Here is a 13,125-nt window from a genome sequence, read left to right as displayed (position 1 = left end):
GTGGGGCGCGTCTCTCGTCGGGGAGGGCAGGATCAGGGGGTGCAGGACTGCGGGGTGGAGCCGGCGGCCACGGCACCGTCCTTCGTGCCGTAGCCGGCCACGGCGAAGCACGACTTCGCGTCGGGATCGAGACCCTCCACAGTGAACTCGGTCGCGCTGCCGGACAGATTCGCCAGCACCACGGGCGATTCGCCGTCGGTCAGCTGCACCACCGCGATCGAGGTGACCTCTCCGGTCGGCGGCGCCCAGGTCAGCAGCGCCGACGTGCCGCGGTCGGTCACGACCAGATCCTGTGGCGCGAAGTCCGGGTTCGACACGGTCGGCTGCGTGCCGTCGTCATCGGGCAGCGCGGGTGCCGTCGGAACCGAGTCCTGCGAGGGAGCGGTGGCAGGGGCATCGCCCGGGGATGCGTGCGGCAGGAAGGCCACCACGGCTCCGATGATTCCCCCCGCGATCAGCATGCCCGCCAGGAAGATCACTGTGCGGCGCCAGGTGCTCTTCGAACCCGACGGCTCGGTGCGCGCCTGGTCCGGTTCGGCATCCGTGACGAGCGTTCCGGTCGCGTCGTCGTCGCTGCCCGAGGCGCGCAGGATCTGCGGGCGCTCGAGATCGGCGAGCGCGGAGCGCGCCACGGGCCGGTCGTCGGCCGGTCCGGGAGCGCCTGGCTGTTCTTTCGATCGGATGCCGGATGCTGCTGCCGCCGTGTGGGTGGCGCCTGCTGCATCGTCGGTGTGGCGGGTGTCGTCGGCTGCGGCGGGGCCTTCGTCGGCAGGGGCTTCGTCGGCAGGGGCTTCGCCGGCAGGGCCTTCGTCGGCAGGGGCCGCCTCGTCTGGGCGGGTGTCCGCGTGATGGGTGTCGGCCGAGGGTTCGGCATCCGGCGCTCCGGTCTCGCCCCCGGCATCCGCCGCGGCGGTCTCGCCCCCGGCATCCGCCGCGGCGGTCTCGCCCACGGCATCCGGCTGCCAGCTGCGTCCCTCGGTGCGGATGCCGCGCAGCATCGCAAGAGCCTGCTCGGCCGTGGCGATCCGGTTCTCGCGCTCGGGAGCGAGCGCGCGGTCGATGAAGTCGCGCAGGCCGTCAGGCAGGTCGTCGCGCCGCAGGGTGCGCCGTTCGTTCAGCCGCACCCGGCGCAGGTACGCGAGCGCCGTGTCATCGTCGGGGTCGTCGCCGGCGAACGGCGCGCGTCCGTCCAGCAGGGTGAACATCGTCGAGCCCAGCGACCAGACGTCGTCCGCCTCGGTCGGCATCAGCCCATCCAGCACCTGCGGCGACGCGTGCCGGTACGAGAACCGCTCCAGCGACGCCGTGCGATCGGCATCCGTGTGCCGCGCGATGCCGAAGTCGCTGAGCACGAAAGAGGTCGGCAGCACCAGGATGTTCTGCGGCTTCACATCGCGATGCAGTACGCCCGCGCGGTGCGCGAAGGCCAGGGCATCCGCCACCGCCGTGCCCGCCTCGACCACCTCCGACACCGACAGCGGGCCGTTCTCCTGCAGCCGGTCGTGCAGCGATCCCAGATCGTGGAAGTCCATGATCAGGCACAGTTCGCCGGTCTCTGCCGTCGTCGTGTCGAGCACGGTGACGATGTGTGGGTGCTGCCGCCCCAGCCGCACCGTGATCTCCACCTCACGGCGGAAGCGCTCCGCGATCGAGGCGTCGGAGATGCGCACGGCCTTGATCGCCACCTCGCGATTCAGCGACACCTGCCGGGCGTGGTAGACGATCGAATCACCGCCCTGCGCGATCTCGACCAGGTCGGCGTAGCCGGGAACGACGATCGCCGGGCGGGCGGGCGCGGGCTTCGCCGCGGGCGCGTTCGACCGCGGGCGCGGTGCCCACTCCTCATCCGACAAAGGCGTCCCCTCCGACGATCTCCCTCGACTTGAAGGATAGGGCACCCGGTCCCGCAGACGCGGAAGTCACGGGATCAGGCCGGAGCGGATCTTCGCCCGGATGCCGCGGAGGATGCCGCGCGTCGGCGCGCCAGCCAGATCAGTCCCGCGCCCACGCACACGATCGCCGCGGCGATGCCGACGATGTATCCGGCCACTCCGAGGTACCCGCCCGGGGTGAGGTGCGGATCCAGGAACGGGTACGGATACCAGTAGTCGGCTCCGGTGGCCGGAGCGACCACCAGGTTCGCGCGCACCAGCGTGTACACCGCCCAGGCGATCGGGAACGCGGCGATCGTGCCGAGCGTCCGCCACGACAGGGCGCGTCGCAGCGGCGCGAACAGGGCGTCAGCCAGCAGGAACAGCGGGAACACGACGTGCAGCACCTCGTTCGACCACGGCACCGTCGACCCCTGCGGCAACTCGATGCCCCGCAGCAGCAGGTTGTAGACGATGCCGGTCGTGATCATGTACGTCGTCACGCAAGCGAGCAGCACCGCCAGCCAGCGCGGCTCGGCCTTGGCATCCCTCCCTGCCGCCCACGCCCAGATCGCCGCAATGGCGAGCGCAACCGCAGCGCTCAGGTTCGACAGGATCGTGAAGAAGCTGAAGAAGTTGACGCCTACCGTCGGCAGATGCGCGCCCCATTCGGTGGTCGCCTGCAGCGCGATGCTCAGCGTGAGTGCCAGCTGGGCCGCGATCGCCGCGAATCCCAGAGCGGATGCCGCGATGCGCGCGAACGGCCATACGCTTCTCATGAGCGAACTCTAGCTGCACTGACCGGGGACGTTGATTGACCGTCGGGGTTGACCTTGACGCAACGTCAATGTTTAGCATCGCTGGCATGACGGTGACGATGATCGACAGTGCAGCCCGGATGCGGGCGATGGTGAGCAGCCCTCCGGAGGACTGGCAGAATGCAGCTCGCAGACTCTGGCAGCCGATGGCTGGGATGTACTTCTTCATCCCCGGTGGGCCGGACTTGGCCGAAGTCCACGCCCAGAACTTCGGGTTCGGATCCGATGCCGCGAAGGAAGCGATCCTGGGTGCAATCGACACCTTGGAGCGAGCCGATGCGTGGGGCCGTATCGAGCGAGCGCTCGACACGGGGCTACGAAATCTGGGCTCGGAGAATCCGACACTGACGCTGCCCGATCTCACCGTGCTGCTCGTGCTCGGCGACCCCACGAACAAGCACTTCACGAATGAGATCCGCGGCCTGTCGGCCTTCGGCGGGATCAGCGGCTACATCGCCATCACGATCTGGCCGACCGACGAGGTGCTGGATCGCCTGGAAGGCATTGCCCTGCACGAGCTGCACCACAACGTGCGCTACTCGCCCGGCGGTGTGGTCTGGAATCCACAGACGGTCACCGTCGGCGAACATGTGGTCGCCGAAGGCCTCGCGGACCTCTTCGCGGTGGACCTTGTGGGCCAGCAGGGCTTCACACACTTCGTCAGCCAGGAGACCCGCACCAGCGAAGCCGTGCTGCGCCGCGTCAGTGAGGGGCTCGACGTGACCGGAATGCAGGACTTCGCGGCGTGGGTGTTGGGCGACGCGAGCGCTCGCCTGTTCGGCGCGACACCAGTCGGAGTTCCCACCGGGGCTGGTTACGCAGCGGGAAGCCGGATCGCCACGGCCTACCTGGATGCCACTGGGCAGTCGGCAGCCTCGGCGGTGGCCACGCCGGCCGCCGAGATCTTGGCGGTGGCCCTGCCACAGTTGGGTCTGGAAATGCCAACTCGCTGATAGGAGGGCCGTGCTCGTGGAGTGGACTGTCCAGGAACTCGCTGACCGTGCTGGTGTGAGCGGCCGGACGCTGCGGCATTACCACCAGATCGAGCTGCTGACTCCGGATCGGATCGGCGCGAACGGCTACCGCTACTACGGCCCCACCGCGGTGGCACGCCTGCAACGGATCCTGCTCCTGCGTGAAGCGGGGCTGAGCTTGGCTGCCATCAGCGAGGCACTGTCGACCGACGCGAACCCAGCCGACGAGATCACCGCACTCGAGGAGCACCTGGCACACCTCGAGCACGAGCGAGACGCCTTGGAGCGGCGAATCGTCTCGGTCGAACACACGCTCCAGATGCGACGCGAAGGCCTACAGCCGCGGATGGACATGATGCTCGAAGGCTTCAATGACCGGTACGAGGCCGAGGTCACCGAGCAGTGGGGCCGCGACGTGTTCGAGCAATCCAATCGGTGGTGGCACGCCAAGAACCTCACCCAGCAACGCCAATTCCAAGCCGATGCTGAACAACTGCTGGCCGGCTGGGGCGAGCTCCACCAATCCGGTGTCTCCCCGTCCAGCGACCAGGCCCAACAACACGCAGCCACCCATGACTCGTGGTTCGCCCAGATCCCGGGCACACCACAGAACGCCGGTGACCTCAACAAGACCCGCGCCATGCTCACCGGCATGGCCAACCTCTACGCCACCAACCCAGACTTCCACCCCGCGTTCGGCGGAGCCGCAGCCGCAGACTTTGCCGCCCATGCATTGCGCCACTACGCCCAAAACCTCTGATCAGCGCCCTTCGGGATGGTGGCCGCACCCGAAGGGAATGCCATGTCGCATGCCAACGCCGCGCTCACCCCACGCCACCGCCTGATCGTTGGTCGTCTCGTCGTGGACGAGGGCTGGCCGATCAGCGAGGTCGCCGCTCGATTCCAGGTCTCGTGGCCGACCGTGAAGCGCTGGGCTGACCGCTACCGCGTCGGCGAGTCGATGCAGGACCGCTCCTCCCGTCCGCACCACTCGCCCAACAAGACCAACGCGAAGACGACCAAGCGCTGTGTCCAGCTCCGTCTCCGCCTCCGCGAAGGACCAGTGCAACTCGCGTGTGGACTCGGAATCGCACCGTCGACGGTCCATCGGATCCTGACCGACGCGCACCTGAACCGGCTCTCGCACGTCGACCGCGCCACGGGCGAACCCGTCCGACGCTACGAGCACGACCATCCCGGCGCGATGCTCCACGTTGACGTGAAGACGCTCGGCAACGTCCCCGACGGCGGAGGCTGGCGCTACGTCGGCCGCCGACAAGGAGAGAAGAACCGGGCGGCCACACCTGGCAAGCCCAGGAACAAGCACTACGAACCGTTGATGGGCAAGGCCTACGTCCACACCGTCATCGACGACCACTCCCGCGTCGCCTACGCCGAGATCCACGACGACGAAACCGCGATCACCGCCATCGCGGTCCTGGTGCGGGCCGTCGAGTGGTTCAACGCCCGCGGCGTCACTGTCGAACGCGTCCTGTCCGACAACGGCGGCGCCTACCGCTCACACCTATGGAGAGACACCTGCGCAGAGCTCGGGATCACGCACAAGCGGACCCGCCCGTATCGTCCACAGACCAACGGGAAAATCGAACGCTTCCACCGCACCCTGGCCGACGGCTGGGCCTACGCCCGGTGCTACACCTCCGAGGCCGAACGCCGTGGCGAGCTTGACGGCTGGCTGCATTACTACAACCAGCACCGGCCCCACACGGCCTGCGGTAACCGGCCGCCTTTCACGCGATTGACTAACGTCCCCGAGCAGTACATCTAGCGATCAGTTCCCGCTCCCGCCGAGGTTTTCGGCCCTCCGATAGACTGTGCTCGCCCGTTCGGGCCAGCTCATCTGCCGGTGCAAACCCGGCGAACAGCGTGCAGTACCAGGGGGTACACCCATGCCAGGAATCGTGATCGTCGGCGTCCAGTGGGGCGATGAGGGCAAGGGCAAGGCGACAGACCTGCTCGGCGAGCGCACCGACTGGGTCGTCAAGTTCAACGGCGGCAACAACGCCGGGCACACGGTCGTCGTCGGCGACGAGAAGTACGCGCTGCACCTGCTGCCCTCCGGCATCCTCACTCCCGGCGTCACCCCGGTGATCGGCAACGGCGTCGTGGTCGATCTCGAGGTGCTGTTCCAGGAGCTCGAGGCGCTCTCCGCTCGCGGCGTCGACGTGTCCCAGCTCAAGGTCAGCGCGAACGCCCACATCATCACCCAGTACCACCGCACGCTCGACAAGGTCACCGAGCGCTTCCTCGGCAAGCGCAACATCGGCACCACCGGCCGCGGCATCGGTCCCGCGTACGCCGACAAGATCAACCGCGTCGGCATCCGCGTGCAGGACCTGTTCGACGAGAACATCCTTCGCCAGAAGGTGGAGGGCGCGCTCGACCAGAAGAACCACCTGCTGGTGAAGGTCTTCAATCGGCGCGCGATCACCTGCGACGAGATCGTCGACGAACTGCTCTCCTACGCCGAGCGGCTGCGACCGATGGTCGCCGACACCGGACACCTGGTCGACGAGGCGCTCGAGCGCGGCGAGGTCGTGGTGTTCGAGGGCGGCCAGGCCACCATGCTCGACATCGACCACGGCACCTACCCCTTCGTCACCTCCTCCACCGCGACCGCGGCCGGCGCGGCAGCCGGGTCGGGTGTGGGGCCGAACCGTCTCGACCGCATCGTCGGCATCGTGAAGGCGTACACGACCCGCGTCGGCTCCGGACCCTTCCCCACCGAGCTGCTCGACGAGATGGGCGAGTGGCTGCGCAAGACCGGCTTCGAATACGGCACCACCACCGGACGCCTGCGCCGCACCGGCTGGTACGACGCGCCCATCACCCGCTACGCGACCCGGGTGAACGGCATCACCGACCTGGTGCTCACCAAGCTCGACGTGCTCACGGGGCTGGAGCAGATCCCGGTGTGCGTGGCGTACGACGTCGACGGCGTGCGCTTCGACGACGTGCCGGTCAACCAGACCGACTTCCACCACGCCAAGCCCATCTACGAGTACTTCCCCGGCTGGACCGAGGACATCTCGACCGCGCGCACGTTCGAGGACCTGCCGCAGACCGCGCAGGACTACGTGCTCACCCTGGAGCGGATGAGCAACACCCGCATCTCGGTGATCGGCGTCGGCCCCGAGCGCGAGCAGGTCATCGTCCGCCACGATCTGGTCGACTGACCCGCACGCGCCCCGAGGCGGGCATCGGCGCGGTCAGGCGGGTATTCGTGGAGGGAGCAGCATGACGCGGTTCTGGGTCGGCGGGTACGGCGACGACATGGAGGGGGATGCCGAGGGCATCGGCTTCCTCTCGGTGGATGACGGGGCGGGGCCCTCCTCGCTGCGCTATCGCGGCACGGCGGCCGCCGTGGCATCGCCGTCGTGGCTGGTGCGGCATCCGACCCTCGACGTCGTCTACGCGGCGCTGGAGGGCGAAGGGGCCGTGCAGGCATTCGCGCGGTCGGGCGAGACGGCATTGCGGCCGCTCGGGCCGGCCGTCGATGCCGGGAGGTACGTCTGCCACCTGGCGGTCTCGCGGGACGGGCGGATGCTGATCGCCAGCTGCTACGGCGACGGACGCGTCATCCGGTACGGACTGGGCGACGACGGCGCCATCGTGCCGGGCGGGCCCGACAAGGCGGCGGCTCTTCGCGCCGCGCTGTTCGGCGAACCGGATGTTCGCGACACTCTCGATTCGCATCCGGCGAAAGACCCGTATCCGACGCCGTTCGGCGAGCAGCCGCGGGTCTCGCACGCGCATGCCGCGACGTTCCTGCCGGACGGGCGCATCGCCACCACCGACCTGGGCTTCGACCTGGTGCGGATCTGGCGACCCTCCGGTGCCGGTCTGGCTCCCGACCACGAGGTCGTGCTGCCGCGCGGCACCGGCCCCAGGCACATGGTGCTGCACCCCAGCGGACACCTGCACGTGGTCACCGAGTACTCCTGCGAGGTGTTCACCCTGGCATCCGCCCGCGACGGCCGGTGGGGACTGGTATCCGCGACCACCGCTTCGCCGATCGCGCGCGTGGGTTTCGACTTCCCCGCCGAACTGGCCGTCTCGCGGGATGGCGGCACGCTCTACACCGCGCTGCGCGGCAGCAGCACGATCTCGGCGCTGCGCGTGAAGGGCGGCGGCGAATCCGTCGAGCCGTTCGCGCTCGCCGACTCGGGTGTGGACTGGCCGCGCCACCACCTCGTGCACGAGGGAGTGCTGCTGGTGGCCGGACAGCGCTCGAGCACGATCAGCGCGATCGACCTCGATGAGCGCACCGGCGCTCCGCGCGAGGAGCGGCACACTACACCCGCCCCCACGCCGACGGCGATTCTGCCCGCGCGCTGAATCAGCGGCACCCGCTCGCGCGCCGGCGAGATGCAGAACGTCGGTTCCGGCGCCCTCGCGCCGACGTTTTCCATCTGGCCCGGGCTGTGGTGGATGGAAAGCGCGGGTTCCGGGGCCCTCGCGCCGACGTTTTCCATCTGGCCCGGTGACACGGGACGGATGCCGCGCAAGACTGGATGCATGAGCGACGAATACGACCTGATCGTGCTGGGCGGCGGGCCGGTCGGCGAGAACGTGGCCGACAGAGCCGTGCAGAGCGGGCTGACCGCCGTGATCGTGGAGAGCGAGCTGGTCGGCGGCGAGTGCTCGTACTGGGCGTGCATGCCCTCGAAGGCACTGCTGCGGCCGGCTCAGGCGCTGCGTGCCGCGCAGCACGTGAAGGGCGTCACCGGCGGCGAGCTGCTGCCCGCGGACGTGCTCGCCCGGCGTGATTCGTTCACCTCGCACTGGTCCGATGGCGGCCAGGTCGACTGGCTGCGCGGTGCCGGGATCGATCTGGTGCGCGGGCACGGCCGCCTCAGCGGCGACCGCGAGGTGACCGTCACCACCGACGACGGCGAGCGGATGCTGCGCGCCCGCCAGGCGGTCGCGATCGCCACCGGCTCGGATGCCGTCATCCCCGGCATCCCTGGTCTGGCCGACGCCGCGCCCTGGACGAGCCGCGAGGCGACCTCGGCCGAGCACGTGCCGGAGTCGCTCGCGATCATCGGCGGCGGGGTGGTGGGCGTCGAGATGGCCACCGCCTATGCGGGCCTGGGGTCGGCGGTGACGCTGATCTCCCGAAGCGGGCTCCTGGGCGGTATGGAGCCGTTCGCCGGCGAACGCGTCGCCGATGGCCTGCGCGGCCTGGGGGTGGACGTGCGCCTGAACACGCCGACGACGGCCGTGCGCCGGGATGGTGAGCAGGTGGTGCTCACCGTCGGCGACGGGGAGCGGATCACGGCATCCGAGGTGCTGGTCGCCACCGGGCGCAGACCTCGCAGCGGCGATATCGGACTCGACACGGTCGGCCTGGAGCCCGGGAAGCCGATCGAGGTGGATGACACCCTGCGCGTGCCCGGCGTCGACTGGCTGTACGCGGTCGGCGACGTGAACGACCGCGCGCCCCTCACGCACCAGGGCAAGTACCAGGCGCGCGCGGCGGGCGACGTGATCGCGGCGCGCTCGCGCGACGAGGTGATCGCCGACCAGCCGTGGGGCCGGCACGTCGCCACGGCCGACCATGCCGCCGTGCCCCAGGTGGTGTTCTCCGAGCCGGAGGTGGCATCGGTCGGTCTCACAGCGGATGCCGCGCGTGCGGCCGGTCACGAGGTCGAGGTGGTCGACCACGACCTCGGCGCAGTCGCCGGAGCGAGCCTGCATGCGGACGGGTACGCCGGTCGGGCGCGCATGGTCGTGGATGCCGAGCGCGAGGTGCTGCTGGGCGTCACCTTCGTCGGTGCGGATGTCGCCGAGATGCTGCAGGCGGCGACCATCGCCGTCGTCGGCGAGGTGCCGATCAGCCGGCTGTGGCACGCGGTGCCGGCCTACCCGACCATGAGCGAGATCTGGCTGCGGCTGCTGGAGCGGTACGGACGGCAATCCGCTTGACCCGCTGCTCCGAAAAGCCAGTGGAACCGCCCGCAGCGTCGGAGGGTTCCCCTACGCTCTAAGAGACGCCAGGAGGTACGTGCATGAGAGCTGTACTCGCAGGAACACCGTCCACCGCGACCCAAGGGGCCGCGAATCGATGATCGAATTCACCTCGGTATCGAAGCGGTTCCCCGACGGGACCCTCGCGGTCGACGATTTCAGCCTGGTGCTGCCATCGCGAAAGACCACGGTCTTCGTCGGGTCGTCCGGATGCGGGAAGACCACCCTGCTGCGGATGATCAACCGCATGGTCGAGCCGACCGGCGGAACGATCGCGATCGACGACGAGAGCGTGCACGACCGCGACCCCGTGCAGTTGCGCCGCAGCATCGGCTACGTCATGCAGAACTCCGGGCTGATGCCGCACTTCACCGTGCTCGACAACGTCGCCACCGTGCTGCGGCTGAACGGCGCCGGCCGCGCCGAGGCGCATGGCCGGGCGCGGGAGCTGCTGAGCACGGTGGGACTGGATGCCGAGCTCGCCGACCGCTATCCGGGCCAGCTGTCCGGCGGCCAGCAGCAGCGCGTCGGCGTGGCCCGCGGACTCGCCGCCGACCCGAACATCCTGCTGATGGACGAGCCCTTCGGCGCGGTCGATCCGATCGTGCGGGCCGATCTGCAGCAGGAGCTCATCCGCCTGCAGCACGAGCTCGACAAGACCGTGGTGTTCGTCACGCACGACATCGACGAGGCGTTCCTGCTCGGCGATCAGGTGGTGATCCTCGACAAGGGCGCGCGGGTCGTGCAGGTGGGCAGCCCCAGCGAGATCATCGAGAACCCGGCGGACGCCTTCGTCGAGGCGTTCATCGGCGCCGAGCGGGGTCGGCGCGCGCTGTCGCTCAAGCAGACCGCTCGCGGCACGGTGGTGGTCGACTCGGAGGGGCGCACGCAGGGCGTGCTCCGTGAAGCCGATCCTGCCTCGGAGGCCGACGGCTCGCTGAGCCCGGCGCCTGTACTGAGCGAGCGCCGGCGAGTCGAAGTGAAGCGCGCCCATCCCGCGGAGGACTCCGCGTGACCTGGGTCGGCGACAACCTGGAGCTCATCCTCACGCTCACGCTGACGCACCTGCGGCAGAGCGCGATCCCGATCGTGCTCGGCCTGATCCTCTCCGTGCCGCTGGGCTGGGTGGCCTGGCGATACCGCCTGGTGCGCGGTCCGGTCATCGTGCTCACCGGCCTGCTGTACACGATCCCCTCGCTGGCGCTGCTGATCCTGCTGCCTTCGATCCTCGGGATCTCCACCACCAGCGAGCCGAATCTCGTGGTGGCGCTGACCATCTACGCGATCGCGATCCTCGTGCGCGCGGTGGCCGACGGTCTCGACTCGGTCGACCCCGACGTGCGGCAGGCCGCGACGGCGATGGGCTACGCCGCGCCGCGTCGCTTCTTCGCCGTCGAGCTCCCCCTGGCGGGGCCGGTCATCCTGGCGGGGCTGCGGGTGGCGGCGGTCAGCACGATCGCGCTGGCCACCGTCGGCATCCTGGTGGGCGCGCCCGAGAATCTGGGCTACCTGTTCACCAACGGCCTGCAGCGTCGCATCATCGCCGAGGTGCTGGCGGGCGTGGTCGCGGTGGTCGTGATCGCACTGATCATCGACGGGCTGCTGGTGCTGCTGGGGCGGATGCTGATGCCGTGGACCCGCCCTTCGCCTCGCCTCGCGCGCTCAGCATCCGGGCGTGGCTCGGGCGACGCGTCGCTGAGCGTGTCGAAGCGTCGCCCCCGCGCATCCACGAGGGCCGCCGCATGAACCTCTTCGCCGATGCGATCGCCTGGCTGCTGGATCCGGCGCAGTGGCAGGGGCAGTACGCGCTGCCGGCGCTGCTGGGCCAGCATCTGATGTACACGGCGGTCTCGATGGTGGTCGCCGCCGTCATCGCGCTGCCCGCCGGCTGGCTGATCGGTCACACCGGAAAGGGCCGGGAGATCGCTGTGGCCATCTCCGGTGCTGCGCGCGCCGTGCCCTCGTTCGGACTGCTGGTGCTGCTGGTGCTGCTGCTGGGCGTGCTGCGCACACCGCTGGCCGCCGTGGTCACCTTCGTGCTGCTGGCGATACCCTCGCTGCTCGCCGGTGCGTACACCGGGTTCGAGGCCATCGACCGCCGCACCGTCGACGCGGCGCGCGCGGTGGGCATGACCGAATGGCAGATCTTCACCAAGGTCGAGCTGCCGTTGGGCATGCCGCTGCTGGTCGGAGGCATCCGCTCCGCCGTCCTGCAGGTGATCGCCACGGTAACGATCGGCGCCTACGTGAACCTCGGGGGGCTCGGCTGGCCGATCATCCAGGGCATCCCGCTGCGTCGCATCGACCAGGTGCTCGCCGGGGCGCTTCTGGTCGCCGTGCTCGCCCTCGCGGTCGATCTGCTGCTGGCTCTGCTGCAACGGGTCGTCGTGCCCACCGGCATCCGCTCCTCGCAACCCACTTCCGCCCGCGCCGAGCGACGGGCCACCCGGCGCTCGGCATCCGTCGCCGTATGAACCACTCCAGAGAGAGGCACATCATGATCACCGCACGCACCTCCCGACTCGCCGCCGTCACCGGCGTCGCGCTCGCCGCGACGCTGGCTCTCGCCGGATGCGGCAGCAGCAACCCGCTCGACGAGCCCTCCGGCGACTCCGGCGACAAGGGCGGCGACACGATCGTCGTCGGCTCGCAGGCGTACTACTCCAACGAGATCATCGCCGAGATCTACGCCGAGGCGCTCGAGAACGCCGGGTTCACGGTCGAGCGCAAGTTCAACGTCGGTCAGCGCGACGCCTACATGCCCGACGTGGAGTCCGGCCGGATCAGCCTGTTCCCGGAGTACACCGGCAACCTGCTCGAGTACCTCGACCAGGACGCCACCGCCACCAGCCCCGACGATGTCTACGCCGCGCTGCAGAAGGCGCTGCCCGACGGCCTGCAGGCGCTCGACTACGCCGAGGCGAGCGACCAGGACACCTACACCGTGACCAAGGAGTTCGCGCAGCAGAACGGACTCGAGTCGATCGCCGACCTGTCGAAGCTGAGCACGAAGCCCGTGCTCGGCGGTGCGCCCGAGCTCGAGCAGCGTCCCTACGGGCCGACAGGCGCCAAGGAGATCTACGGCGTCGACCTGGGCTTCTCGGCGACAGCGCAGAGCACGCTCGAGTCGCTGCTGGCCGGTCAGGTGCAGGTCGCGGACATCTACACAGCCGACCCCGCGTTCCAGACCGAGGACATCGTGGCACTCAAGGACCCGGAGAACATGATCCTCGCCTCGAACGTCGTGCCCATCGCATCCAGTGACATCGCCGACGAGATCGCGAAGGTGATCGACCCGGTCAGCAAGGCGCTGAGCGCCGACGATCTGGTCGCCATGAACGTGAAGTCCACGGTGGACCAGGCCTCGGCCGAGGACATCGCCGCCGACTGGCTCAAGGAGAAGGGGCTCGACTGAGCCGCGTGATCGCCGTGCACAGGTGTCAGCCGAGATCACGGATGTCAGCCCAAAAG

General features: G+C 69.4%; 12 protein-coding genes. 10 read left to right on the top strand and 2 right to left on the bottom strand.

The window, feature by feature from the left end:
* Positions 1-32: 32 nt before the first annotated feature.
* Both Q9R19_RS08780 and Q9R19_RS08775 read right to left on the bottom strand, forming a co-directional pair.
* Positions 33-1,853: a protein kinase domain-containing protein gene (locus Q9R19_RS08780; protein WP_311256010.1), complete on the bottom strand. Its 1,821-nt coding sequence runs from the start codon at positions 1,851-1,853 to the stop codon at positions 33-35.
* A 74-nt stretch (positions 1,854-1,927) separates the two neighbouring features.
* Complete coding sequence (locus Q9R19_RS08775) at positions 1,928-2,650, bottom strand: Pr6Pr family membrane protein (protein ID WP_311256009.1); 723 nt, start codon at positions 2,648-2,650, stop codon at positions 1,928-1,930.
* 86 nt (positions 2,651-2,736) lie between these two features.
* On the opposite strand from Q9R19_RS08775, the gene Q9R19_RS08770 reads away from it, so the two are divergent.
* From Q9R19_RS08770 to Q9R19_RS08725, 10 genes are all read left to right on the top strand, one after another.
* Positions 2,737-3,642, top strand: a complete 906-nt coding sequence (locus Q9R19_RS08770; RefSeq protein ID WP_311256008.1) for a DUF2268 domain-containing putative Zn-dependent protease — start codon at positions 2,737-2,739, stop codon at positions 3,640-3,642.
* Positions 3,643-3,652: 10 nt separating this feature from the next.
* Positions 3,653-4,423: a MerR family transcriptional regulator gene (locus Q9R19_RS08765; RefSeq protein WP_311256007.1), complete on the top strand. Its 771-nt coding sequence runs from the start codon at positions 3,653-3,655 to the stop codon at positions 4,421-4,423.
* Positions 4,424-4,465: 42 nt separating this feature from the next.
* Complete coding sequence (locus Q9R19_RS08760; RefSeq protein WP_311256006.1) at positions 4,466-5,452, top strand: IS481 family transposase; 987 nt, start codon at positions 4,466-4,468, stop codon at positions 5,450-5,452.
* Between the two features lie 121 nt (positions 5,453-5,573).
* Complete coding sequence (locus Q9R19_RS08755) at positions 5,574-6,860, top strand: adenylosuccinate synthase (RefSeq protein WP_311256005.1); 1,287 nt, start codon at positions 5,574-5,576, stop codon at positions 6,858-6,860.
* A gap of 61 nt (positions 6,861-6,921) precedes the next feature.
* Entirely contained in the window at positions 6,922-8,022 is a 1,101-nt protein-coding gene (locus tag Q9R19_RS08750; RefSeq protein WP_311256004.1) for a beta-propeller fold lactonase family protein, read from the top strand.
* Between the two features lie 180 nt (positions 8,023-8,202).
* Positions 8,203-9,612: an NAD(P)/FAD-dependent oxidoreductase gene (locus Q9R19_RS08745; protein ID WP_311256003.1), complete on the top strand. Its 1,410-nt coding sequence runs from the start codon at positions 8,203-8,205 to the stop codon at positions 9,610-9,612.
* A gap of 139 nt (positions 9,613-9,751) precedes the next feature.
* Positions 9,752-10,669, top strand: a complete 918-nt coding sequence (locus Q9R19_RS08740) for an ATP-binding cassette domain-containing protein (protein WP_311256002.1) — start codon at positions 9,752-9,754, stop codon at positions 10,667-10,669.
* The gene (locus tag Q9R19_RS08735; protein WP_311256001.1) at positions 10,666-11,400 is read left to right on the top strand and encodes an ABC transporter permease; all 735 of its coding nucleotides are present in this window, start codon (positions 10,666-10,668) and stop codon (positions 11,398-11,400) included. Before Q9R19_RS08740 ends, Q9R19_RS08735 begins: the two co-directional genes overlap by 4 nt.
* Positions 11,397-12,128, top strand: a complete 732-nt coding sequence (locus tag Q9R19_RS08730) for an ABC transporter permease subunit (RefSeq protein WP_311256000.1) — start codon at positions 11,397-11,399, stop codon at positions 12,126-12,128. Before Q9R19_RS08735 ends, Q9R19_RS08730 begins: the two co-directional genes overlap by 4 nt.
* A gap of 23 nt (positions 12,129-12,151) precedes the next feature.
* On the top strand, positions 12,152-13,069 hold the full coding sequence (locus tag Q9R19_RS08725) for an ABC transporter substrate-binding protein (RefSeq protein WP_311255999.1): 918 nt from the start codon (positions 12,152-12,154) through the stop codon (positions 13,067-13,069).
* Positions 13,070-13,125 lie beyond the last annotated feature (56 nt).

The sequence above is a fragment of the Microbacterium sp. ARD32 genome (assembly GCF_031844385.1).
In the GTDB taxonomy this organism is placed as follows: Bacteria; Actinomycetota; Actinomycetes; order Actinomycetales; family Microbacteriaceae; genus Microbacterium.
The sequence above is the reverse complement of the archived record's forward strand: the minus strand, read 5'-3'. Positions and strand labels throughout refer to the sequence as shown.